Source organism: Hymenobacter frigidus (genome assembly GCF_014640435.1).
Taxonomy (GTDB): Bacteria; Bacteroidota; Bacteroidia; order Cytophagales; family Hymenobacteraceae; genus Hymenobacter; species Hymenobacter frigidus.
In genome coordinates this window covers 1-25,090 of sequence record NZ_BMGY01000032.1, presented here as the reverse complement: position 1 = coordinate 25,090, position 25,090 = coordinate 1, and the positions used below count along the sequence as shown (strand labels likewise).

Annotated in this window: 16 protein-coding genes; 8 read left to right on the top strand and 8 right to left on the bottom strand. The window is 60.8% G+C overall.

Annotation, left to right across the window (positions count from 1 at the left end):
* The first annotated feature begins 40 nt into the window (after positions 1–40).
* Entirely contained in the window at positions 41–676 is a 636-nt protein-coding gene (locus IEW17_RS15060) for a DUF4230 domain-containing protein (RefSeq protein WP_188562885.1), read from the top strand.
* 132 nt (positions 677–808) lie between these two features.
* On the opposite strand, the gene IEW17_RS15055 is transcribed toward IEW17_RS15060, so the two are convergent.
* Positions 809–1,315: a regulatory protein RecX gene (locus tag IEW17_RS15055; protein ID WP_188562884.1), complete on the bottom strand. Its 507-nt coding sequence runs from the start codon at positions 1,313–1,315 to the stop codon at positions 809–811.
* A 169-nt stretch (positions 1,316–1,484) separates the two neighbouring features.
* Between IEW17_RS15055 and IEW17_RS15050 the strand changes: the two genes are divergently transcribed.
* A complete protein-coding gene (locus tag IEW17_RS15050; RefSeq protein ID WP_229749031.1) occupies positions 1,485–2,408 on the top strand; it encodes a DMT family transporter in 924 nt (307 codons plus the stop codon).
* Positions 2,409–2,492: 84 nt separating this feature from the next.
* Positions 2,493–5,147: a DUF5686 and carboxypeptidase regulatory-like domain-containing protein gene (locus tag IEW17_RS15045; protein ID WP_229749030.1), complete on the top strand. Its 2,655-nt coding sequence runs from the start codon at positions 2,493–2,495 to the stop codon at positions 5,145–5,147.
* 136 nt (positions 5,148–5,283) lie between these two features.
* Here IEW17_RS15045 and IEW17_RS15040 read toward each other — a convergent pair whose 3' ends face one another.
* The 6 genes from IEW17_RS15040 to IEW17_RS15015 all read right to left on the bottom strand — a co-directional run bounded on the left by IEW17_RS15040 (position 5,284) and on the right by IEW17_RS15015 (position 15,146).
* Entirely contained in the window at positions 5,284–7,416 is a 2,133-nt protein-coding gene (locus tag IEW17_RS15040) for an FG-GAP-like repeat-containing protein (protein WP_188562882.1), read from the bottom strand.
* A gap of 605 nt (positions 7,417–8,021) precedes the next feature.
* Positions 8,022–9,035, bottom strand: coding sequence for a Brp/Blh family beta-carotene 15,15'-dioxygenase (locus tag IEW17_RS15035; RefSeq protein ID WP_188562881.1), 1,014 nt, complete (start codon positions 9,033–9,035; stop codon positions 8,022–8,024).
* A gap of 166 nt (positions 9,036–9,201) precedes the next feature.
* Entirely contained in the window at positions 9,202–9,996 is a 795-nt protein-coding gene (locus IEW17_RS15030; RefSeq protein WP_188562880.1) for a bacteriorhodopsin, read from the bottom strand.
* A gap of 434 nt (positions 9,997–10,430) precedes the next feature.
* Positions 10,431–11,870 carry an amidohydrolase family protein gene (locus IEW17_RS15025; protein ID WP_188562879.1) on the bottom strand — a complete coding sequence of 480 codons (1,440 nt, stop codon included), beginning with the start codon at positions 11,868–11,870 and terminating at the stop codon, positions 10,431–10,433.
* Positions 11,871–11,903: 33 nt separating this feature from the next.
* Positions 11,904–13,907, bottom strand: a complete 2,004-nt coding sequence (locus tag IEW17_RS15020; protein ID WP_188562878.1) for a tetratricopeptide repeat-containing sensor histidine kinase — start codon at positions 13,905–13,907, stop codon at positions 11,904–11,906.
* Positions 13,908–14,219: 312 nt separating this feature from the next.
* Positions 14,220–15,146, bottom strand: a complete 927-nt coding sequence (locus tag IEW17_RS15015) for a hydrogen peroxide-inducible genes activator (RefSeq protein WP_188562877.1) — start codon at positions 15,144–15,146, stop codon at positions 14,220–14,222.
* Between the two features lie 142 nt (positions 15,147–15,288).
* Between IEW17_RS15015 and IEW17_RS15010 the strand changes: the two genes are divergently transcribed.
* The 3 genes from IEW17_RS15010 (at position 15,289) to IEW17_RS15000 (ending at position 21,284) form a co-directional block, all read left to right on the top strand.
* The gene (locus IEW17_RS15010) at positions 15,289–16,803 is read left to right on the top strand and encodes a catalase (protein ID WP_188562876.1); all 1,515 of its coding nucleotides are present in this window, start codon (positions 15,289–15,291) and stop codon (positions 16,801–16,803) included.
* A 134-nt stretch (positions 16,804–16,937) separates the two neighbouring features.
* Positions 16,938–19,556, top strand: a complete 2,619-nt coding sequence (locus IEW17_RS15005) for a bifunctional UDP-N-acetylmuramoyl-tripeptide:D-alanyl-D-alanine ligase/alanine racemase (protein ID WP_188562875.1) — start codon at positions 16,938–16,940, stop codon at positions 19,554–19,556.
* A gap of 339 nt (positions 19,557–19,895) precedes the next feature.
* Complete coding sequence (locus IEW17_RS15000; RefSeq protein ID WP_188562874.1) at positions 19,896–21,284, top strand: alpha/beta hydrolase family protein; 1,389 nt, start codon at positions 19,896–19,898, stop codon at positions 21,282–21,284.
* Between the two features lie 103 nt (positions 21,285–21,387).
* On the opposite strand, the gene IEW17_RS14995 is transcribed toward IEW17_RS15000, so the two are convergent.
* Positions 21,388–22,248: a carboxypeptidase-like regulatory domain-containing protein gene (locus IEW17_RS14995; RefSeq protein WP_229749029.1), complete on the bottom strand. Its 861-nt coding sequence runs from the start codon at positions 22,246–22,248 to the stop codon at positions 21,388–21,390.
* Between the two features lie 327 nt (positions 22,249–22,575).
* Between IEW17_RS14995 and IEW17_RS14990 the strand changes: the two genes are divergently transcribed.
* Together IEW17_RS14990 and IEW17_RS14985 are read left to right on the top strand one after the other, a co-directional pair.
* Entirely contained in the window at positions 22,576–23,172 is a 597-nt protein-coding gene (locus IEW17_RS14990; protein ID WP_188562872.1) for an OmpA family protein, read from the top strand.
* A gap of 458 nt (positions 23,173–23,630) precedes the next feature.
* Complete coding sequence (locus IEW17_RS14985) at positions 23,631–24,887, top strand: alpha/beta hydrolase family protein (protein ID WP_188562871.1); 1,257 nt, start codon at positions 23,631–23,633, stop codon at positions 24,885–24,887.
* Positions 24,888–25,090 lie beyond the last annotated feature (203 nt).

The following is a 25,090-nucleotide window of genomic DNA, read 5'->3' as shown; positions in this document are numbered from 1 at the left end:
CGGCCCAACGCCGCGCCCCAACCTGCGTACTTTACAGCCTATGAATCTTATTCGCCTCGTTCGTCGCCTGCTGCCGTTGTTGTTTTTAGTGGGTCTGGGGTGGTTTCTGTGGCAGAAAGTCGGCCCCACGCTCGCCGGCCTCAACCCGCTGCTGGCCGAGCCCAAAGTCACTGTGACACACAACACTATCCTCACCCAAGTGGAGGCGCTGGGCAAGCTGGAGCTAGTCCGCTATAAGTTCAAAGACATAGTGGAGTACCGCAAGGCCAGCCGCTACCCGCTGCTGCCCGATGCCAAAGTAGCCCTCGTAGTAGGAGGCGAAGCCGTGGGCTGCCTCGACCTACGCAAAATTCGCCCGCAAGACGTAGTGTTCGAAGGCGATACCGTGGTGCGCGTGTACCTGCCCGCGCCAGAACTGTGCTCCTTCCAGGTGCGGCACGACCAAAGCCGCGTTTTCAGCACCGAAAATGGCTTTTTTCAGGATGCCGACCTTGTGGACCAAGGCTATAAATACGCCGAAGTGCAGGTTCGCAACGCCGCGTTGCAGGCGGGCATCCTGGCCGAAACCCAGCGCAACGCCCAGCAGATTTTGTTGCCCATGCTCCGCACCCTCACCGGGCGGCGCGTAGTGCTGGGCCAGCAATTAATGATGCCGAAGGTGGGCCCTAAACAGTAGTACAGCACGAAAGCCCGCCCGTCATGCCGAGCGCAGCCGAGGCATCTCGCGTGCAGCAGTAAACCAATCGATTGAGTTACTACCCCACGCAAGATGCCTCGGCTGCGCTCGGCATGACGTTTATTCTGCGTGCTACTCGTCGTCCTCCGGCGCTTTGCCCAGGTCATCGAGCGCCATTTTTATCAAGTCCTGCTCGTAGCCCTTGCCGGTTAGGTACTGCGAGATTTTCATGCGGCGCACGCGCGGGTTTTTCTCTTTTTCCTGGCGGTCTTTCTTCTCCATCAAATCCACCAGGTTCTGGTAGTATTCCTCGCCGTCGATTTCCTTCATACCCGACTTGATGCAGTATTCGCTGAGGCCTTTCTGCTTGAGCTCCTGCAGGATGCGCCGGCGGCCCCACTTCTTGTGGCGGTAGTGGCCGCGCACGAAGGACTGGGCAAACCGCTCCTCATCCAGCAGCTTCTCGCGGCTCAGGCGGATGATGATTTCGCCAGCCTCGTCCTCGTCCAGGCCGTAGGACTTTAGCTTTTGCTCCACTTCCTTTTGGGTGCGCTCCTGGTAGGCGCAGAAGGCGGCGATTTTTTGCAGGGCCTCGCCGGGCGTGTACTGCTTGGGGGCTTTGTCGAAAGATTTGAACATGCAGCAAGTAGCAATTAACAGGTAACAATTGGTTGGTATCACGCGGTGCGTGATGGATGTCTGAAGCAGCTCATTTCTAACAATGCCGGCCGAAGTTCGTTACCGGTGCCTACTTGCCAGACGGAAATACCCAAACGATGGATGAGGGTTGTCGAATGCTAATCGATAAATGCTGAATAACCTGACTCCTGGCGTGCGCCAAATGCTGCTCAGCACCCTGCTGTTTGCGGGCATGAATGCCTGCGTGAAGCAGTTGCACCACCTGCCGGCGCTGGAAATTATTTTCTTCCGCTCTATTTTCTCCATCGTGGCCAGCTATGTGGCCCTGCGGCGGTTGGGCGTGGCCCCGTTCGGCAACAATCACCGCCTGCTCATCAGCCGGGGCAGCACCGGCGCGCTGGCGCTGATTTGCTACTTTCTGGCGCTGCAAAATTTGCCGCTGGCCACGGCCGTTACGGTGCAGTACCTGGCCCCCATTTTTGCCACGGTGCTGGGCATTTGGCTGGTGCGCGAGCCGGTGCTGGGCTGGCAGTGGGTGTTTTTTGGGCTGAGCTTTGGCGGGGTGCTGCTGGTGCAGCAGGGCGGAACCGCCGTGGCGCACGTGGCGCAAGCGGCCCCGGGCGCAGGCTTGCTCTACCTGGGTATTGGGGTGGTGGGGGCGCTGGTGTCGGGGCTGAGCTACAACGCTATTCGCAAATTGCGCGGGCGCGAGCACCCACTGGTTATCGTGTTCTATTTCCCCCTGATTTCGCTGCCCATCGCCGCGGTGGCCTGCCTCTTCAACTGGCAAACGCCGCACGGCACCGACTGGCTCTGGCTGCTGGCCTGCGGGGCCTTCACGCAGGGCGCGCAGCTCACCATGACCCGGGCTTATCAGCTGGAGCGCCTCAGCCGGGTGGCCCCGCTCAACTACCTGGGCATGTTCTACGCATTAGGGCTGGGTTACCTGTTTTTTGCCGAGACTTTTGGGCCGCTGGCCTACGCCGGCATGGCGCTGGTGCTGCTGGGCGTGGGCCTGAATGCCTGGTATGCGGCCCGGGCCGATGCCCGGGCCGCCGCGCTGCCACCGCTGGCCGAAGAAGTGGTGGTCTGACTTGTGCAAAGCAACCGTTGGCGTTGCGGAAGCATCAGTAGCGGGCAGGCCGTACCTTGGTTGAGCCTTTTCTGCCAATTGTTAATGGTTATGTTTCTCGATACGCTACGTTTTACGGCCTTTGTATTGTTGCTGACCAGCGCGTCGTTTATCAGCCGCGCTGGCGTTATCAAGGGCACGGTGCGCGGGGCCAACAAGGAGGGCCTGGCCTTCGCCAACGTGGCCGTGCGCGGTGCCGCTACCAGCACCGGGGCCAACGAGCAGGGCCAGTTTCAGCTGCGGCTGCCGGCGGGGCAGTACGAGCTGGTGTTTCAGTACGTGGGCTACCGGCCGCACATTGAGCCGGTGCGCGTGCCGGGCGGCGACTCAACGGTGACCGCCAATATCACCCTGCAGCCCGAGGCCTACAACCTGGGCGAGGTACTGGTGAAATCTTCGGACCGCGACCCGGCCTACGCCATCATTCAGCAGGCGCAGCAGTGGCGGGCCTACCATAAGCGCGAAGTGGCGGCTTACCGCGCCCGCATCTACATCAAAAGTCTGGGCCGCATCAACGACACACCGGCTAAAATCATGGGCCTTTTCAAGTTGGGGCCCGACATTAAAAAGGGCATCTTCTACCTCTCCGAAAGCTTGTCCGACTTCAGCTTCACGCAGCCCAACATCGTGAAGGAGCGCATGATATCGAGCCGGGTGAGCGGCGACTCGCGGGGCCTGAGTTTCAACCGGGCCAGCGCCGGGCGCAACCTGGGGTTCTACGAAAACCTGATAAAGCCCGCCTTTTCGGAGCGCGGCTTCGTGTCGCCCATCGCGACCAACGCCCTGCTCTTCTACAAGTACGAGCTGGTGGGCAGCACCCCGCAGGGCGGTGTGACGGTGCACAAAATCCGGGTGATTCCGCGCCGCCGCACCGACCCGGTTTTTTCCGGCTTCATCTACATCGTGGATGAGTCGTGGCGCATTCACTCTGTGGATTTGAACCTGGACCAGGATGCTCAGATTGACTACGTTGATAACCTGCATATTGCCCAGCAGTACGCGCCCGCGCCCGGCAACGCCAACGTGTGGCTCATTCAGTCGCAGCAGGTCACGGCCAACCTTTCAGGTCTGGGATTCAAAGGCTCCGGCTACATCAATGCCGTGCTGTCCAACTATTCCAACGTGGTGCCCACCTATCCCACGCCGCCAGTCGCCAAAGCCGCCCCGCCCGTAGTGGCCGAGGGCAAGGATGCGGCCCCCGTCGGCCAGGAAACCGCCGCTCAGATTCGCAAGCGCAAGCCCGACCTGCGCGGCCTCAGCGGCCAGGTGCGCAAGAAGGTGAAGCAGGCCCAGCGCGACACGCTCAAGAACGACCCCTTCGCCCAGATGGGCCGCAATGAGGTGCAGCTGGTGGAAAAAGGCGTGAACGAGCGGGACTCCGCCTATTGGGACCAGGTGCGCCCCGTGCCCCTCACCGACGAGGAAACGAAGGATTACCGCACCAAGGACAGCACCGAAGTCATTCGCCGCTCGCGCCCCTACCAGGACTCGATGGACCGCAAGCGCAACAAATTTGAGCCCATCAACCTGGTGCTGGGCGGCTACACGCACCAGAATACCTTCCGAAAACGTTCGGTGTCGGTGCTGCCCATCCCCCAGATTTTTCAGTACAACACCGTGGAAGGGGCCGTGCTCAATGCCCAGGCCACTGTCAGCCAGCGCACCGACGACCGGCGGTTTTTTAGCCTCACGCCCGTGTTGCGCTACGGCTTCAGCAGCGAGCGGCTCAGCCCCAGCCTGCTGGCCAGCTGGCAGCTGCACCCGGCCAAACGCCAGCAGCTTGGTCTGTTAGCCGGCCGTACCATCGAGAATTTCGACAAGAACTCCCAGCTTACGCCGCTCATCAATACGGTGTATACGCTGCTCGATAACCGCAACTACGCCAAGCTCTATCGCCGCGACGGAGCCGAGCTCAGCTACCTCTCCGAGCCTGTGAACGGCCTGAACCTGCGCGCCGCCGTGGCCTACTTCGACCGCCGCCAGCTCTACAACACCACCAGCCGCTTGCTGCACGACGTGCCCGGCCGCGCCTTCACCCCGAACCAGCCGGTGAGCGACGAACTGGCCGATACCGGCTTCGGGCGTAGTCAGATTCTCACCTTGGGGGTGTCGGCCGACTACAAGCCCGGCCAGCGCTACATCAACCGGCCCGATGGCAAGTTCAACCTCGGCTCGAAGTGGCCCACCTTCAACGCACAGGGCCGCCTGGCTATTCCTAGCGTGCTGGGGGCCGATGTGCGCTACCTGCTGCTGCAGGCCGGCGTGCGCGACAATGTGCCGCTGGGGCTGTTGGGTACCAGCAACTTCCGGGTGAACGTGGGCGGCTTCGTGGGCCGGCAGGAGGGCCTGACGTTCGTGGACTACCGCCACTTTGCAGGCAACCAAACCTTGCTCTCCGGTAATTTCAGTGAGTTTCAATTGCTGGATTACTACCGCTTCAGTACCAATAACACCTACCTCGAGGCCCACTACGACCACCACTTCAATGGCTTCATCTTCAACAAAGTCCCCCTCTTCCGCAAGTTGAAATGGCAGGAAGTAGCTTCGCTCAACTACCTGACCACTGCCCAGGCCGGTCACTACGTAGAGCTGGGTGCCGGTGTCGAGCACATTTTGAAAGTGCTGCGCGTCGATTTCTACTCGGCCCTGCAAAGCGGGCAGCGCCTGGGCACCGGCTTCCGGGTCGGCGTGGGGTTTTGAGTGTAGAGACGCATAATTGCGTCTCGTCGTTGTTTGAACCGCGCCGGTCGCACCGTTCAACGACGAGACGCAATTATGCGTCTTTACATCCGCCGATTAATGTGCGCAACGAACCCAACATTGCCAAACGGGCTACTCACTCCACCGCCAGGCGGCGCACCACCATGCTTCCGGCCGAGCGCACCCGCACCACGTACACGCCGGCTGCGGCCGTGGCCGGCAGCGCCAGCAGCAGCGGCTGCGGTCCGGCCACCAGCTGCTGCTGGAGCACGATGCGGCCGCTCAGGTCCAGCACCGTCACGTCGAGCGGGCCGGGGGCTGCTCCGGCCAGGGTGAAGTGCCCGCCCGGCGCGGGGTTGGGGTAGAGGGCCACGGCGGTGTTGCCCGTGCCTCCGCGGCTGCCGCTGATGACTGGAGCTGCCGGCACCGTCACCCGAAACGAGCGGGTGATGCTGCCGTTTTGGGCCTGGCCGTTGCTCACCGTCACGCGCACGGTGGCCGTGCCGCCGCGTGTATTGCTGATGGTGTAGGGCAGGTTTCCCGTGGCGGCTGGGCTGGTGTAGCTCACCGCGCCCAAGCTCACCAGGGCCGGGTCGGAGCTCACGGCCACCACCGTGAGGGGCAGCACCTGGCTGGGGTCGCCGTCGCCGATGCCGGCCAGGGCCACGGGTAGCTGCGCGGCAAGGGCGCGGTCGGCCGTCACGTCGGCGATGGCGTTGAGGGTGGGCGCGGTGGTGGGCAGCCCCGGTGTGCCGCTAGGGTTGTAGAAGACGCGAAAGGTGCGGCTGGTCGTGTTGTTGGTGGGTTGTCCGTCGTTTACGGTAATGGTAACGGTGGCGAAAAGCCCCGGCGGAACCGCTAAGATGAGCAGGTTACACTGGCCGGTAGTGGAAGGGCTGATGTAGGCGAACGTGCCGTTAGAAATGGACCCAGGGCCGACCAGCGACACCGTGGCGCTCAGCGTGAGCAGTTGATTCTCGTTAGCAGCCCCCGAGGTAATGCCCGATAGGGGCACGGCAATTAGTTGGGGTGCGTTGGACGGAATAACCTGCGTCACGACCACGTCCGGGATGGCATCGAGCGTGGGTGCGTCGTTCACCGGGCTCACCGTCACCCGGAAGGTGCGGACGACGGTACTGTTCTGCGGCTGCCCATCCGAAGCCGTGACCGTGATGAGGCAGCTGCCGAAGGCATCGGGGGCGGGCTGCAGGCGCAGAGTGCCGGTGCTGGTGGGGCTAAAGTAGGCAATGCTGGGGTTGGGCACTAGGGCGGGGTTGTCGCTGGTGGCCGTGATGGTCACGGCCTGCCCCGGCTCGCCCCCGTTGCCGATGCCCGTGAGGGCCACTGTTTGTTGGGGCGCGTCCTCGGCCAGGGTCAGGTCGGTCAGGGTGTTGAGGGTGGGCGGGTTGTTGGTGTTCGCGCTCAGGCCGGTGTAGCGGTACACGATGAGGTTGCCGCTGGTGAGGTCGTAGGCGGCCAGGTCGGTGCGGCCGTCGAGGTCGAAGTCGCCGGCCACGAAGTTGGTGCCCGCCAGGTTGTAGCTCACGGGTTGCCCGAGGCCGCCCCCCACCAGCCCGGGCAGCACGCCGAACCCCCCGGCGGTGAAGTTGGAGAGGCTGCCCACCAGGTCGGGCAGGCCGTCGGCATCGGCCACGAGCTGCAGCTCGCTAGTGGACGAAAACGCCGGAAACGGCCCCTGCAAAATAAAGCCCGCCGCCGTGCGCTGCACCACTACCGGAGCCCGGCCACTGCTGCCCGACGTACCCACTGCCACGTCGGGTCGCCCGTCGGCGTTGAAGTCCGCCACCACCGACTCGCCAATGGTAAAGGCGTTGAGCGGGCTGACCACTGGGGCATCGTAGCCGGTATTGGCGGCGTTGCGGGTCAGCAGCAGCAGCTTATACGGGAGCGGCGACGCAAACTGGTCGGGGCCGAACAGCAAAATATCCAGCTTCCCGTCCTGGTTAAAATCGGCCACGGTTCGGCCCAGCCGGCGCTCGGTCAGCAGCACGATGGGCGGGTCGAAGCCGGTGCCGTTGTTGCGCAGCTCCACCAGTTGCACGGTTGCGCCTTGTTGCGTATTGCCGGCCGCGGTGATGGCCAGCAGGTCGGGCCGCCCATCGGCGTTCAGGTCCTGCACATCGACGGGGCCTTCGGGGAACTGGCCGTTCAGGGCGATGAGCGTGGCGCTGGCAAAGCCGTTGCCGCCGCCGTCGGCACCAGGCCCGTCACCACGGGCTGCGCCCCAGTCGTGGCGGCCAGCAGCCACCCGGTCAGCATTAAACCCCGAGGAAGCCGTAACGAGTGCGTCATGAGAAGAAAGGGAATGTACTAAAGCAGAAAAGGTAAAACGCCGGATTCGTAACTAGCTGTCTACAAGATTGTTGATTCCTTCAGCAAGTAACAAAGGGATACACATATTATGAGTAGTGTTGCGCACGAAGGTGCTGGCGCGCGTCTCTGACGCGCTGCCCACTGGTTCCGAGTCTCCGACTCGCCCATTGCACGGCCCTCCCGCCCGTCGTTTGCCTCCGCGTCAGAGACGCGAAACCAAGCGGCAGCGCGTCAGAGAAGCGCGTCAGAGAAGCGCGTCAGAGAAGCGCGTCAGAGAAGCGCGTCAGAGAAGCGCGTCAGAGAAGCGCGTCAGAGAAGCGCGTCAGAGAAGCGCGTCAGAGAAGCGCGTCAGAGAAGCGCGCCAGAGAAGCGCGCCAGAGAAGCGCGCCAGAGAAGCGCGCCAGAGAAGCGCGCCAGAGAAGCGCGCCAGAGAAGCGCGCCAGCGCCAATTGTGTAACATCAGCAAGCAAGAGAGGCCGGAACCCTCCGGTTCCGGCCTCTTTCAAAATCAACTGTTGACTGCTCGCTCGGAACAGCTTCTCAGGCCCCGGCCTGGCTCTTGCGTCGCCAGCGGGCGGCGTCCATGCCCAGGGTCACGAGCAGGGCGTGGGGCAGCGTCACCACCGAAGCAGCCAGCAGCGTCAGGCTCACGAGCACGGGACCGCTGGCCGCCCGCGCCCAGGCCAGGCCGAACAACACCGCCAACCCTGCCACGCTGATGAGCAGCAGCGGAGCCGAACGGCGCAGAAAGAAGCGCAGCTCGGCCCCCAGGCCTGGTCGTTGGGTACCTGGTCCGCGGTCCATCAGTTGATTCATGCGCAGCACGTGCTGGAGGCTATGCCAGCACACGAAGTATACAGTACCCGAGAGTATCGGCGACAGCACCACCAGCAGCACGCTGAGCAGCAGCACTTCCAGCGCATCGGTGCGGGCCAGGTGGCCCTGCTGCTGCCATAAGTAGCTGCCCCACAGCAGCAAGTGTCCTAACACCACCACCGGCACCAGCACCGCCGTGGCCTCGGCCATGGCCGCCGCCCCTACCGGAGCGGCCCCAGCCAGCGTGAGCAGACCGTTCACGGTGCTTTGCGTTTCGATGGGCCGGTGCCAGAGCGGCACGGCAAATATCAACCCGCCCCGCAGGAGGCTGTGCGCCACCCACTGCACGCGGTGCCGCGCCAGCGGGGCATCGGCTGAGCCCCAGTGCCAGGCCGTGAGCCCAAAGAACCCGGCCACGGCCACCCCCGGCTGCCACCACCACAATAGGCCCACCGCCGCTGCCAGCCCCAGGTAGCCGCCCAAAAAACCGGCCCAGTACCGCCCCCGGCTGCCCGCCAGAGCCGGGTGGATGGCCGGTACCACAAACTGGTCGCAGGCCCCGTGGGCTACGCCCAGCAGCACCATGCCCACCAGCAGCACCGGCCCCAGCAGCCAGTTGGCCGCGGCCGGTGCCACCAAGCCCACGGCCACGGCTACCAACACCGCCGCGTAGGAGTAACGCAGGGGTGCGGCCGCCCGGCTCCGGACAGCAGGAAGAAGAGAAGGGAGCGTCAACATACGTTTTGGTGGGGACTTCCCCAGGCGCATAACCTTGTTGAAAAATCAGCAAGCAAAAAGGCCAATAACGCTCATTCCCGCCCCCCGCAAAGCGCTGATGGAGGGCGGGAATGAGTTGTATTTGGCAAGAAAGCACTACCCGTCCGAAGTCGGGTTTGCTAAGCCGTTAGGCCGATACCCGGGCACCGGTGGGTGCCGTGGGCATGGTTTCGTTCACGGCCGCGGCACTTTTGCCGGCTACGGCAATGCCGTAGATTACCAGGCCAAAGCCGATTTTGTTGATGGCATCGGCAACGTTGTAGAACAAGTCGACGCTGGAAGCCTTCCAGCCCAAGCCGGTGTTCAGCCAGCCGCCTTCCATGCACATGTAACCGACGGGGTAAACGGCCCAGCCCACCAGTACGAACCAGCCAAGGGCCCGAATGCCTTTGATGACGATGGCATCGCCGGTGCTGTTGGCCAGCTGCGCCACCTCACCGAACCAGGCGGTGTAGACAATGTAGACGTAGCCCACCGTGGAAATAGTGCCCCACAGCACCGAGTGGCTCGTGGAGCCGCCCACTGGGTTGAAGGCTTCGCCGATGTAGCCAGCTACGAGCATGAGTAACGAGGCCGCAATGAGTTTCCACAACAGGCTTATTTTGGCTCCGGCTGCTTTGGTTAGCAGGTAGAATTCTACGCACATCAGCGGCACGGTCAGCGTCCAGTCGATGTAGCGCAGGGCGGTGGGGGTTTTGCCCGTTGTCAGGTAGTAGTCGCGCATGTAGTAGTAGTGGATGGCCGCGATACCGGTAATCAATCCCGACACCAGAAGCGAGAGTTTCCACTTGCCCTCCACACTACCCCTTTCGAGGAAGAAGAAAACAGACGCGGCCAGCATGGCCATGTAGCCAACAAAGAACGTGAAGGCAATCGGGTCATCAACCGGAATGACTACAAGGTTGAAAAGAGGGTGTAACATTGGTCTCAAAAGGTTAAAGGGTGAGGTGTTTGTGAAGCATTCAGACATGTAACATTAAATAAATGTTTTGACATGTCAAAATAGACTGCTCGATGCTTCTATTAAAAACATTCAAAATCATTTATTCGGTTGTGCAGCAGTTGGGTATGCTTTGTTGCGCCTGACCATTGCTGCAACCGAAGCAAAAATGGCCTCAGACACCAGAAAAGGGGAACGGTACTTCCAATAGGTTTAGTACGAAATGTAAGTACGACATTATATTACTGAAACACGACATTATACTGTTAATAAATAGCTGAGTGAGCGACAAATAAATATAAGAAAAGTCACGCAGGGGCTTGCCCTTACGTGACCAACGCATGACTTTATCGAAAATTCAGTGGCTTGTAGGAGCTATGCCAGGAACCGCTCTGGTTGCGTGACCAGGTGCCGGGTTAGCGGTTTTTGATTGCGCGCATCATGTTGGTCAGCGTCGCGGCCGGGTAGGCCTTGCCCCGCGATATCACTGCATCAATCTTCCTGATGTTGGCGATGTTCTCCAAGGGGTTGCCGGTCAGCAGCACCAAATCAGCATCCCTGCCAGGGGCGATTGCGACCGTGCGCTCGGCTACGCCCATGAAGCGGGCCCCGTTGATAGTAGCTGCCTGCAGGGCTTGCAGCGGGGTGAGGCCGGCCTGCACCAGCAGCACCAACTCTTCCTGCAGCGAAGCTCCGGGGTAAATAAAGGAGTTGAACGGCCCACTATCGGAGCCAGCCAGGATGGGAACACCAGCGGCCTGCATCTGCGGTACCAGGCTCATGAATTTGGCGTTAAGCTTCTTGCTAAAATTGCGGGCGGCCAGTGGCTGCTGCATGGCGCTGGCCAGCCGCCGCTGGTAGGTAGCTTGGATTTTGGGGTCAATGTAAGCGCGCAGAGAATCTTGGATGTGGTCGTTTTCAGGCAGTTCGGCCAGGGTTTTCTGAATGTAGAGCGTGGGCACGGCGGCCGTATGGTGCTTGGCCATGAGCGCGAAAATGCGGGCGGCGGCAGCCGGGCTGTACGTGTCATACACGGCGGGCAGCATGGGAAACAGGCCCAGCGGCTTGGGCGTATTCAGGCTGTTGCGCACCAGCGCCGTTAGGCTGTCCTCCCGGCCTGAGCAGGCCTTAAACACGTAATACAGGTGCTCGGTGGCGTCGAGGCCGCGCTTCACGGCCTCGCCCAGCGTCACGGAGTAGGGCATGTGGCCGGTGGTTTTCAGGCCGCGCCGTTGGGCCAGCCGGATGGTTTCGAGGTAGGCCGCGCCCGAAATCTTGCTGTCGTAAATCTTCACGTAGTCCACTTTCAGCCGTTGCAGCGAGTCGAGCGCCCGGCGAATCTGAGCTGGCGTTTCTACTTCCAGCGAGCCGGGCCAATAGGCCTTGGGGCCGTCAATCTTGGGGCCGGAAGTAAAGATGCGCGGGCCGGCCAGCACGCCTGCGTCCATGTCCTGCCGCCACTGGTAGATGCTGGGGGTGAGGTCGCCGCCCGCGTCGCGTACCGTCGTGATGCCGTGGGCCAGAAACAGCGTCAGGGTTTTCTTATTGGCCGCCCCCAGGCTGTCGCCGCCCCGAAAGTGCACGTGCATGTCCCACAGGCCCGGGATGAGGTAGCGGCCGTTGCCGTTCACGTACTGCCTGGCGGCGTAGCTGTCCTTGTCGGCGGGCTGCACTTCCACAATTTTGCCCCGCGAAATGGCTACTACCTGGTTGGACGTCAGCTGCCCGGTGAGCACATCCACCAAGGTTACGTGGTTGATTACCACATCATAAATTGGCAGCTTAGTGGGGCGGCGGGCGCAGGTTGTCAGCAGCAGGGCCAGGCTCAGGCCGAAAAAGACGCGGAGAAATTTCATGCGGGCGGGTGGGGCAAGCAACGGGCAGAACCGTCAGGCCGGCACGCGCACCGTGAACTCGGTGAACGCCCCCTCCCGCGATTCGACGCTCAAGGTACCACGGTGGCCCTTCACCACGATGTCGTGCGAGAGCGAAAGGCCCAGCCCGGTGCCCTCGCCCACCGGCTTGGTGGTGAAAAATGGCTGAAAAACCTGGGCTGCCACCGCCTCCGACATGCCGGTGCCATTGTCGTGCACCCGGATTTCTACTTCCGTGCCCACGCGCCGGGTGCTCACGCTCACCAGCGGCTGGTAGCCGGTTTCGCCCTGCTGCTGGCGGCAGCGCACGGCATACAGCGCGTTGGCAAACAGATTGAGCAAGGCTCGGCCCAGCTCGCTGGGAACCACGGGCACCATCTCCATATCAGTGCCGAAATCGGTGTGCAGCTCAATGGCCGGGGTGCCGTCCAGCACGGGCGAGCCGTAGTAAGCCAGGCGCAGGTTTTCTTCTACCAAGGCGTTGAGGTCAACCAGCTCTTGCTGGCTGGTGCCGGTGCGGGCATGGACCAGCATATCGGCAATGATGGCCGAGGCGCGCTGTCCGTGCTGGCTGATTTCGCGCAGGTTTTGGCGCAGGCCCACCAGTATTTCCTGCTCCAGGCCCGGGGCGCGATTACGTGACATCTGCTTGGGGTCGGGGTCGAGCAGGGCCACGCTCACGTTGGCGAAGTTCTGCATGAAGGCCAAGGGGTTTTGGAGCTCGTGGGCGATGCCGGCCGACAATTCGCCTACAAATGCCCACTTCTCGGCGGCTACCAGCTGGGTCTGAGTTGCACGTAGTTCCTCCAGGGCCTTGCTCAGGTCGTTGCGCTGGGCTTTGATGTGGCTATTGCGTTCGTTCAGCTGGGCATTGGCCCGGCGCTGCTGCTGGCTGGAGCGCCAGAACAGCAGCGCCATCAATAACAAAAAAACCAAGCCAATCAGCAGCGCTGCGCGTTGATAGCGCGCCGTTTGCCTTTCGCCGGTCTCGCGCTGCCGCACCTGCCGCTGCTGCTCATTAAAGGACAACAGCTGCAGCTGCTTAAACTTCTCGGGCCCAAACAACCGGTCGTGGGCCGCGATGTACAAGGCCTGGTAATAAAAAGCGCTGTCCACGTTGCGGCGCGCCTGGTAAAGGCGTACCAGCAAGCTGCTGGCCTCCATCATCGTGAGGCGGAACGATACTTTTTGGGCGGCGTGCACGGCCAGTCGCGCGTGCACCAGGCTGGAGTCGGGCTGGCGCAGGCGCTGGTATAGCATAGCCAGGTGGTAGTGCGTCATTGCCCGGTTGCGCAGGTCGTTGTTGGCGTAGGTTTCGCGCAGGGCGCGGCGGTAGTAGCGCATAGCCTCGGCGAGGTGGCCCAGGCGGGCCTGCACCACGCCCATGTTGCGCAGGGCCAGTGCCGCCGCCAGGCGCGGGCGCGGGTGCTCGGTAATAAGCTTTTCGGCCTCTTGCTGCCGCAGTAGCGCCGAGTCCAGCACGCCCAACTTTTCGTAGCAGCTGCCAATATTGGTGGCGGAGCCGGCCAGCCAAGGGGGCATGTTGAGGCGGGTAAAAAGGGCCCGAGACTGCGAGTAATGGTAGATGGCCTGCCGGTACTGCCGCAGGTCGAAGCTGATGTTGCCCAAGGCATTATGGCTGTTGGCCTCGCCTTCCAGGTCCTTGCTGCGTTGGCTGATATTTAAGGCGATAAGTTGGTTGGCAAAGGCTTTCGGCAATTCGCCTTGTTCGCGCAAAGCGGCTCCTATCATGCTTTGGGCCCGGCCCCGGCCTTTGTCGAACCCGACCTGTTGCGCCAGCTGCCAGGCCTGCTGGGCCAGGTGCATGGTCGAGTCGGGCTGCGAAGCCCGGTAGGTGTACCCCAGTTTCAGTAACAACAGCACTCGGCTAGTGTCCGACGGCGCCCGGGCCAGCAACCGGCGCAGGCTATCGGTGCTAGCGTTTTGGGCCTGAACCGGACACGCCAACCCAACCAAGAGCAGCCACAAGGGCAGCAGTCGCAGGGCGAAGAGTGACATAAGTAATACTGGAAAGGAAGGAAGGAGGGAAGGCGCGCGCTTTGCCATTGTGATAAGCGCGTGTGAAAGTGGCAGCAGATTGGGCGAAGGATGAGGGCACCAACGAACAGCGCTGCTAATGCAGAAGGGTGGCAGGTTGTTTTCGGCCTGAGCAGACTGCCGCCGCGCGAAAGGTTTCACAAATACGCAGTAATTCTAATTTTGGGCTTATTGCCTTCGTATTCAACAAGATTTTGGGCGCATCCCAATCAGCTACCAGCAGAAAATGGCTGATTTTGGTTTGGTGAGCTTGCTAACCCCAGTGGCCGGCTTTTAGCGCCAGCGCACTTTGTCGCCGGCTTTGCCCGCGTGCAGCCGCGCCGGCACACTGGCCAGAATCAAATCGCGTAAAGCTGTCAGCAGGGTGGTCCGCACAAAGCCGTGGTGAACCACCAAGCTCACTTCCCGCACTGGGGCCGGGGCCTCAAAGCGCTTGAGCAACGGGTTATTATCCACTTCATCGAGCACGGCCAATTCGGGTACCAGCGTATAGCCGCTTTGCCGGCGCACCAGCTGCTTTAGCGTCTCAATCGAGCCGCTTTCGTAGGTAACAGCTCCGGTAGGGGACGCCGAGCCGCACAGGTTAACCACTTGGTTGCGAAAGCAATGGCCTTGCTGCATCAGCCACAGGCCGGGGGCTTGCAGGTCGGCGGGCTGCACGGTGGCCTGCGCCGCCAGCGGGTGGTTGGCCGAAGCCAGCACCAGAAACGGCTCATCGAGCAGGGGCAGCTCGTGCAGCTGCCGGTCATCCAACGGCGTCACCAGCAGGCCCACGTCGAGGCGGTGGTCTTTGAGCTGCTGCATAATTTCTTCCGAGCGCAGCTCCTCGATGTGTACCCGCAGGTTGGGGTAAGCCGCGGTAAGGCTCACCAGAAAGCGCGGCACCAGGTAGGGGGCCAAGGTGGGGATTACGCCCAGGCGCAGCTCGCCCACTACTTCGCCCTTTTCGGCCTGCACCAGCTCGCGCAGCTGTTGGGCTTCGCGTAGCACCAGCCGGGCCCGGGCAATGACTTTGGTGCCTATCTCAGTGGGCTCGGCCCCGCGCTGGGTGCGGTCGAAGAGCAGGACGCCCAGTTCTTCCTCCAGCTTTTGTACCTGTACGCTGAGCGCCGGCTGGCTCACGTGGCATTTGTCGGCGGCCAGGCCAAACTGGCGGTGCGTATCCAGGGCTACCAAGTAGGTGAGTTGTTGCAGGTTCATAGGTCAAATATAAGCACAGATTATAAATTCATTGACAAAATAGATTTTGATTATAAATAGCCGATTCGTAAATTTGTCATGTCCTCCTGCGAAACCCTTTCCTCATTGCTTTTCATCAATCCAAAGTCCTGAATTTATTATCATGGAAGAATCAACCCAACCGAAGAAGTTGACCACCGCTGCGGGTCGCCCCATCTTCGATAATCAGAATACACAGTCGGCCGGCGAGCGTGGCCCGCTGCTGTTGCAGGACTACTTCTTCCACGAGAAGTCGGCCCATTTCAACCGCGAGCGCATTCCGGAGCGGGTGGTGCACGCCAAGGGCAGCGGCGCCTACGGCAAGTTCACCGTGACGCACGACATCACCCACCTCACCCGCGCCAAGCTGTTCGGCAAGGTGGGCAACGAGTGCAAGATGTTTACCCGTTTCAGCACCGTGGGCGGCGAGAAAGGCTCGGCCGATACCGAGCGTGACCCCCGCGGTTTCTCCATGAAATTCTACACCGAGGACGGCAACTGGGACCTGGTGGGCAACAACACGCCGGTGTTCTTCGTGAAAGACCCGCTGAAGTTTATGGACTTCATCCACACCCAAAAGCGCGAGGCGCGCAGCAACATGAAATCGCCCACCATGATGTGGGACTATTGGAGCCTGAACCCCGAGAGCTTGCACCAGGTCACCATCCTGATGAGCGACCGCGGCACGCCCTACGGCTATCGCCACATGCACGGCTTCGGCTCGCACACCTTCTCGCTGATTAACGCCGCCAACGAGCGGACATGGGTTAAATTCCACTTTATCACCCAGCAGGGCATCAAAAACTTCACCGATGCCGATGCCAAGAACATGAAGGCCGAGGATGCTGATTTTGCGCAGCACGACCTCATCGATGCCATCGACAACGGGAATTTCCCGAAGTGGACCATGTTCATCCAGACCATGACCGAGGAGCAGGCCCGCGACTTCCGCTGGAACCCCTTCGACCTGACCAAGGTGTGGCCCCACGCCGAATTTCCGATGCAGGAAGTGGGCGTGATGGAGCTGAACGCCATCCCCGAGAACTACCACGCCCACGTGGAGCAGGCCGCTTTCGCCCCCGCTCACGTGGTGGACGGCATCGGCTACTCGCCCGATAAAATGCTGCAGGGCCGCATTCTGAGCTACCCCGATGCCCAGCGCTACCGCCTCGGCGCGAACTACGAGCACCTGCCCGTAAACGCCTGCCCCTTTGGCTTCTCAAACTACCAGCGCGACGGCCAGATGGCCCTCGGCAACAACGGCGGCGCCGGCCCGAACTACTTCCCCAACTCGTTCGACGGCCCGGTGGAGGACAAAACCCAGGGCGAGCCCGCTCAGCAGCTCGACGGCTTTGCCGCCCGCTACGACCGCAACGAAGGCCCCGGCAACGACGACCACTACACGCAGCCCGGCAACCTGTTCCGCCTGATGACGCCTGCGGCTCAAAAAGACCTTGTCACCAACATCGTAGGAGCCATGTCGGGCATCGGCGGCCCGAAGAAAGACCTCATCACGCAGCGTCAGCTGTGCCACTGGTTCCGCGCCGATATCCGCCTGGGTATGGCCGTGGCCAGAGGCTTGGGCGTGGAAGTTGAGATGCCCACCCAGCACTCGCCCGAGCCTTCGCTGGCGGTGTAATTATAGAATTTGAAGAACACGAAAAAGCCGTTTCGAGCAATCGAAACGGCTTTTTCGTGTTCTTCTCAGGCTGTCTCGACCCGGTGGCAGGAAACACGGCAAACGGCCGGTTTTTGCCGGACCTTTGTTCCGCCATGCCATTTCATCTTTTCCCCGCCCTCCCGGCCCTGCTGGCCGGCCACCTGCTGCAAGCCCCCGCCGATGCGGCAGCTGAAGTCCGCCACCTGCTGCTGGACAGCCGCCGGGTGGGCCTGCCCGCCGGGGCCGTATTCTTCGCCCTGCGCGGCCCCAGCCACGACGGCCACCGCTACCTGCCCGACCTCTACGCCCAAGGCGTGCGGCTATTCATCATTGAAGAAGGCGTTGCGTTGCCCGGCGGCCTGGCGGCTTACCCCGAAGCCGGTCTACTAGCGGTAGCCAGCCCCCTGGCTGCGCTGCAAACGCTGGCCGCCGCTCACCGCGCTGGGTTCACCGGCCCGGTCATCGGCATCACCGGTTCCAACGGCAAAACCATCGTGAAAGAGTGGCTGGCCCAGCTGCTCAGTGCTGATGAGGACATCTGCCGCTCGCCCCGTTCCTACAACTCGCAGGTGGGCGTGCCGCTCAGCGTGTGGGAGCTGAACCCGGCCCGCCATACGCTGGGAATTTTTGAGGCCGGCATTTCGGAGGTAGGGGAGATGACTCGGTTGGCAGCCATTATCCAGCCCACGGAGGGGATTTTCACTACCCTCGGCACCGCTCACGATGCCGGCTTTGCTTCGGCTGAAGAGAAGCTGCAGGAGAAGCTGCGGCTATTCGCTGGCTCGCAGTTTCAGCGCCTATTCTATTGCGCCGACCAGCCGCTGGTGCGCGCCGCCGTGGCAGCCAGGCAGCTCCCCGCCTTCAGCTGGACGCGCCAGCCCGAGCAGCCAGCCGATATCCGATTCACCGCCGAGCCCAGCCCCAGCGACCACACACGTCTGCGCGCTGATTACTTCGCCCCAGGCCTTACTGCCGAGTTTACCCTGCCCTTCGCCGATGAGCCGTCGGTTGAAAATGCCCTGCACTGCCTGGCCGTGCTGCTGCACCGGCAGGTGGAGCCCGCCGAGATTCAGCGCCGGCTGGCCCGCCTGCATCCCGTGGCCATGCGCCTCGAAATGAAGCTGGGCCGCCACGGCTCCTACCTACTCGACGACACTTATAATAACGACCTCGCCGGCTTAGCCCTGGCGCTCAATGCCCTGGCCCGTCAGAGCCGCCCCGGCCGCCGCACCCTGATTCTGAGCGACGTATTGGAATCGGGTTTGAACGCAGCCGACTTGTACGCCCGCGTGGCCGGGCTGCTGCCGGCTGCCGGAGTGAGCCGGGTGGTGGGCATTGGGGAGGAGATTTCGGAGCAGTTATCACAATTAAAAATTAAAAATGAAGAATTAAAAGGACAGGACGATGCAGCCGCTTCGACTACTGTTTCCAACCCGCTCTTAATTTTTAATTCTCAATTTTTAATTCAAACCTACCCCACCACCGAAGCCTTTCTCGCGCAGCTCAGCTCCGCTGATTTCGCGCACGAAACCGTACTTATTAAAGGTGCGCGCCGCTTTGGTTTCGAGCGCATCGTGGCCGCGCTGCAAGCGCAGCAGCACGGTACCGTGCTCGAAGTCAACCTCGACGCCCTCAGCCACAACCTGCAGCACTACCGCCGCCAGCTGCGCCCCGGCACCAAGCTCATGGTGATGGTGAAGGCCTTTGCCTACGGCGCGGGTTCCTACGAAGTAGCGGGCCTGCTCGAATTTCAGCGCGCCGACTACCTGGCCGTGGCCTACGCCGACGAAGGCGTGGCCCTGCGCGAAGCCGGCATCAGCCTGCCCATCATGGTGATGAACGCCGCTCCAGACTCATTCGACACCCTGCGGCGCTACCGTCTCGAGCCTGAAATCTATTCCTTCGAAATGCTGGCCGAGTACTTGGCCACATTCTATGCGACTGAGGCTCCCCAACCTACCCAACCGTTTCTCCCCGCGCCCAGAATTCACCTCAAGCTCGACACTGGCATGCGTCGCCTCGGCTTCGACGAAGCCGACTTACCCGCCTTGGTCAAGCTGCTGCGGGAGCACGCCGCCCACTTGCCCGTGGCCAGTATCATGACGCACTTGGCCGCCGCCGATGATTCCGACCACGACGACTTTACCCAGGAGCAGCTGGCGACCTTCCGCCGCATGGCCGCAACGCTGGAAGAGGCGTTGGGGCACTCTGTGCTCAAGCACGCCCTCAATTCGGCGGGCATCCTGCGTTTCCCGGACGCGCAGTTCGACATGGTACGCCTCGGCATCGGCCTCTACGGAGTAGATGCTAGCAACACCGTTGCGCCCGCCGCCCTGCGGCCGGTGAGCCAGCTGCGTACCACCATCTCCCAAATAAAAACCCTGCCCGCGGGCTACACCGTGGGCTACGGCCGCCGCGGCACCGCCACAACCGGCGAGCGCCGCATTGCCACCCTGGCCATTGGCTACGCCGATGGCTACGACCGCCGCTTCGGCAACGGCGCGGGCGCGGTGCTCATTCACGGGCAAGCGGCGCCGCTGGTGGGCTCGGTGTGCATGGATATGTGCATGGCCGACGTCACAAATATTCCCCAGGCCCGGGCGGGCGATGTGGCCCTCATTTTCGGCGAGGGCCTGCCGCTGCCCGAGCTGGCCAGCCGCATCGGCACCATTGCCTACGAGCTGCTTACCAACGTGAGCGAGCGGGTGAAGCGCGTATTTGTGAGCGAATGAGTCTCCTTGGCACTTTGCATCTCAGCCCCGACTACTGCTAATGAGGGGCAGCGTAACGCTGGCTCAACTCTGGCCTCAGCCATTGAGACTTACTGGTAAGCTCAACAGCGAAGTTTCGTTTGCGCCTGTACTTCGATAGCCGGAAGCTGGGATTTGATTGTTGAGGAAAGCGTTTTTTTATTTAATTGTCAGTATGTCTAATGTTGGCAAGGTATTTATTTTGCTACTTTACAGTTGGCCTGCTGTCTCCCGAATAACTTTGGGGCAAATTGGTGCCGCATGAATCCTTTATTCTGTATAAAAATCAGCATGTTTCGTTCTTTTATTCTGCTTAGTGGAATGGTCGCTTGCCTCATGCTGCCCGGTGCCGCGTGGGCCGGTCAGCGGCAGCAGCCCGCCGTTTCGGCGGCGGCCAATACGCCCGCGCCGACCCTCGATGGTCTTTGGAAAGGCCAGCTGAAAGTGCCTGGGGGCCAGCTTGAAGTTATTTTTCGACTGCAAAAACTGGCTGGTGGCGAGTATTTCAGTGTGCTTGACGTGCCGCTGCAAAAGGTGAGCCGCATGAATGTGAAAGCCGATGTGAAAGGCGACACCGTGCGCCTGTTTGCCGAAGAAGCGGCTACCCGTTTCGTGGGCCGCGTCTCGGCCGATAGCAAGCAGATGAGCGGTATCTGGCAAGCGCCCGGCTATAAGGTGCCATTGGTGCTCAACTTCAGCCCCATACAGTCCATGACGGCCAAAAACGTGCGCCTCACCCCGCCGTACCGCGAGGAAGAAGCGACCTTCAGTAACCTTACGGTGAATACCCGCCTTAGCGGCACGCTCACCGTACCGGCCGGCGCGGGCCCCTTCCCGGCCGTGGTGCTTATCAGCGACAGTGGCCCGCAGGACCGCGACGGTGCCGTGGGCGACTTTGCTACCCTGGGCTTACTGGCCGATTACCTCACCCGCCGCGGGGTAGCCGTATTACGTTTCGACGACCGGGGCGTGGGCAAATCCGGCGGTACCCCCGCCACCACCACCGCCGATTTGGTGAGTGATGCCCAGGCTGGCCTGAACTACCTGCGCACCCGCCCCGAAATTGACCTTTCGCACCTGGGCCTGGTTGGCCACGGCGAGGGCGGCAACGTGGCCCTGCTGGCCGCTGCGCAACCGCTGCCCCCAGCTTTTGTGGTGGCCCTGGCTGCCTACGGCCTACCGGGCCGCGACATTGTGGTGCAGCAGCAGGCAACCACGCTGCGCACGCTGGGCACCGAAAACAACCAGATTGAAGCTGCCACCAAGCGTCAGATGGCCATGCTCGAAATCATTCGGCAGACCACTGATAATGCGCAGGCGCAGGCCATTGTGGCCAACATGCTGAAGCAGAACAACGCCGCCATCGACAACGTCACGGCTCAGTCGAGTGCATCGGAGATGACGTCGACCCACTACCGCTATTTCCTGGCCTTCAATCCCATTGAAAAGCTCACGGGCGTCAATTGCCCGGTGCTGCTGCTCAACGGCACGTCCGACCTCACCATCAACGCCGAGGCCAACCTGAATGCCTTATCGAAGGGCCTGAAGCTGAATAAAAATGTCACCGTGAAGAAGATATCCGGGGCCAACCACCTCTTTCAGCCCGACCCCACCAAGTGGCCCATCGTGAACGGCCAGCAGCAGCCCAATTTCTCGCCCGAAGCCCAGGAAACCATTCGCGAGTGGATTGTGGCCCAAACCAAGAAGTAAGCACGGATACTGTTTCATCCGGACAGTAAAAAGGCCCTGACTTTCTCAAGTCAGGGCCTTTTTACTGTCCGCGAAATCACGGTTAATCCGTGATAATTAGTGCTTACTTTATCATATCTACTTCAGCCTTAATCATGGCGTTGTAGCGACGGCCCTGGCTGTTGGCCAGCGTGAGCAGGTTCCAGCCCTTGCCGATGGTGTAGCTCCAGGTGCGGCTTTCCTTAAACTCGAAAGTGGGGCGCATAATCTGGCCGTAGGGCGTGTAGTTGTCCATGAAGTTGGTGGTGTAGAACTTGTCGCCGCCCACAATCCACTCCATGGCCACGAAGAAGCCCTCTTCGGGGGCCGCGATGTTGTACGTGCTCAGGTCGATGGTGTACCAATCGCCGCCGCGTGCTGCCGATACCACCACGTTTTCGGTGAGCAAGTCGGTGTTGGGGGCGTTGTAGTTGCCATCGGCCTTGTAAATGCGGACGCGGAAGGGTTCGCGGGGGAAACCGTTCTCGCCGATGTAGAAGGACACCGTGCGCACGTTGCCCAGCTTTTTCTGCTTCTCGTTCTTCACGAAGAAGGCGTACTGGCTGCCGGGCAGGCCCTGAATCATGCCTTCGCCGGGACTGTTGGAGTTCGAGCCCAGCTCCAGGTTCTTCACCTTGCCGCTCTTCACTACCACTTCGCCCAGTTTAATCTCCCGCTTTTTCAGTTCAATAATCAGGTCTTCGGTGCTGCCGCGCTTGATGAAAATAGCGCTGCGCTCGTAGCCCAGCGTCATCACGATAAGGGAGTCCTGGCTGGTTTTCTCCAGGCCGGCCAACTGGAAATAACCGTATTCGTTGGTGAGCGCCCCCGTGCCTTCTTCGCGCAAGCCAATAGAAGCAAACGGTACGGGGTCTTTGGTTTTAGCATCTACAATACGACCCGTAATGCGGTTTTCCTGTGCCTGGCTTAATGCCGGGAATAGCATTAGAATAAACAGTGCGAGAAAAGGTATGCGTTTTATCATCGCCGAAATAATTATAAATGAATGGTAGGCTGACAAATTTACAAATTCTGATTCACTCTCATATCATTATCGGTCAATGATGAGCGTCTATATCTGGTTTAGTTGATTTTTTTTCACGGCCCGGCGACGGATTTAAGCCAAATTTATTGCCAGGGTAAGCAATTCCACCCGATGCAGGCGCTTCTGCCTGGTGATGAACTAAAAAAAACGCTGCTAAAAAAATTAACATACTTTAAGCAGAATCCGTAATGGGTTTCGGTATCACCTTTCAAATTGACCATTTTTCCTATGAAAACTACTCTTCTTTCTTTGCTCGCCGTCACCATCTTGTTGACTAGCTGCGAAACCAAGCGTTCTGAAACCAAAGACCAGCTGGCAGAAGCCGGTCAGGACACGGCCGTTATGGCCCGCGATAGCCGCTCGGCTAGCACCATGGCCTATGACAACTGGGACATGACCACGGCTAAGCTGAACGACGTGAAGTTCAGTGAAATCACTTCTTCCGGCGTCATCGTCCGCGGCGACAGCACCTACAACATTTACAGCGTAGAGGAAAGGGTGCTGTTTGACACCGAAAAGGCTGAAATTAAGCCCGGCGCCGCGGAGGCGCTGCAGCAAATCACAGGCTCTATTGGCCAGCGCTACGGCACCAGCCAGGTACGCGTGATGGGCTTTGCCGATTCGCGCGGCGACAAAAGCTACAACCGGGAGCTCAGCGAAAAGCGCGCCGAGGCCGTGAAAAACTACTTGGTGAGTAACGGCAAAATTGATGCGGCCCGCGTGAGCGTAGAACCCATGGGTGAAACCATGCCCGTAGCAACGAACGCGACTGCCACCGGCCGGCAAGAAAACCGCCGCGTTGAAATTGCCGTCCGCACCAAGTAGCGGATTGATTCGCTGAATCATTGTCTTGTTTCAACAAAAAGCTCCGTGCAGTCTTCTGTACGGGGCTTTTTGTTGAAAATCAGCGGGTCCGGCACATCGTTTAATGCTTAGTGAAGCTATTGCTTTAATTATTTAACACAAATAAATAAAATAATTGTACTACATATCATCTATAAAACCTTACTTTGTGCAAAGGCTCGACAGTTAGGTTTCAAACGGTCCTTATACCAATCCGCTATATACCATTCGCCGCAGTTACCTTTCGGGTTCCGTAGGTTGATTTCAGTTACTAGACAATGAAAAGGCACTTGATTTGGGCTGCGTTGCTATTGTGTGTCTCAGGCGCCAAGGCTGCCTGGGCCGCGCCTTGCACCACCGCCGCAGAAACATTGCCATTGGGAGGATTGTGGAAAGGGAAACTGCCCGTATTGGGTGGGCAATTAGATTTAACAATCAGCATGGTAGCGCTGTCGGGCGGCGGCTATTTTGCGGCCCTCGATGTGCCCGCGCAGAAAGTGAGCCGCATGGTGACGGAGGTGACCGTCCACGGCGATTCGGTGCTGCTGTGGATGCCGGCCGCCGGCAGCCGCTATGCGGCCCGCTTTGATGCCGCCAAACGGGAAATGACCGGTACCTGGACGCAGTCCGGCGTGCATTCGGCGTTGCGGCTGCAGTACTCACCCATGCCCACTACGGGCAATGGCGGCACGCGCCTGGCCCCACCCTACCGGGAAGAAGATGTCGTATTCAGTAACCCCACCTCACGGCTTACCCTGAGTGGTACCCTCACCGTGCCTCCGGGCAAAGGCCCGTTTCCGGCCGTGCTGCTCGTGAGCGACCTTGGCCCACACGACCGCGACGGCACCATGGACGGCGGCTACCATCTGCTGGGCGCACTGGCCGACTACCTCACCCGGCGCGGCGTGGCGGTGCTGCGCTACGACGACCGGGGCGTGGGGCAATCGGGCGGCAGCACGGCCACGGCCACCACCGAAATGCTGGTGACGGATGTGCAGGCCGGCCTGAACTTTCTGCGTTCTCGCCTGGAAGTTAATATCGGTCGGATTGGGGTGGTGGGGCACGGCGAAGGAGCCAATGTGGCCCTGCTGACCGCTGGCCAGCCCCTGCCGCCCGCCTTCGTGATATCGCTGGCCGGCTATGGCCTCACGGGGGCGCAAACGCTGCTGCAGCAACATGTGGCCCAGCAGCGGGTCCAGAAAGTAGACCCAGTGGCCGTGCAAGCCGCCTATGAACGGCAGCGCACGATGTACGACATCATCCGGCTAACCAATCCGCCGCAGGCCAAAGCCATTGTGAGCAACATGCTGCGCCAGGACCAGCCCGGCCTGACCGCGGAGCAAGCCCAGGCCGCCGCCGTTACCCTCCTCACGCCCTGGCGCCGCTACTTCCTGGCCTTCGACCCAGTGGCCGACCTTGACCAGGTGCGCTGCCCGGTGCTGTTGCTCAACGGTACCGACGATGTGGAAGCCCCCGCCGAGTTGCACCTCACCGTCTTGGAGAAAGAACTGAAAAGCGTCAACCGTAACACGACGGCCAAGCGCCTGCCCGGAGTCAACCACCTGTTTCAACCCATTAAGACGGAATGGGTGCTGATGAACGGCGAGATGAAACCGGTGTTTTCACCAGTTGCCCAGGAAGTCATACGGGATTGGATTACCGGGCTGGATGCAAAGAAGCCGGAAACCAGAAAATAGATAGCTCCGGGGGTTGGGTCGTGCATGTGGCCCAACCGCTGTGATATGCCACGAAAAAGGCCCTGCTCGACAGCAGGGCCTTTTTCGTGGCATATCACAGCGGTAGCAGCGGTGCTGCCTCACACTCAGTATAAGTGCTACTTAAGTGGCCACGCATAAGTAACGGTGAATAATTGCGTGGTATTTTTGGCCTATGTTAGCTC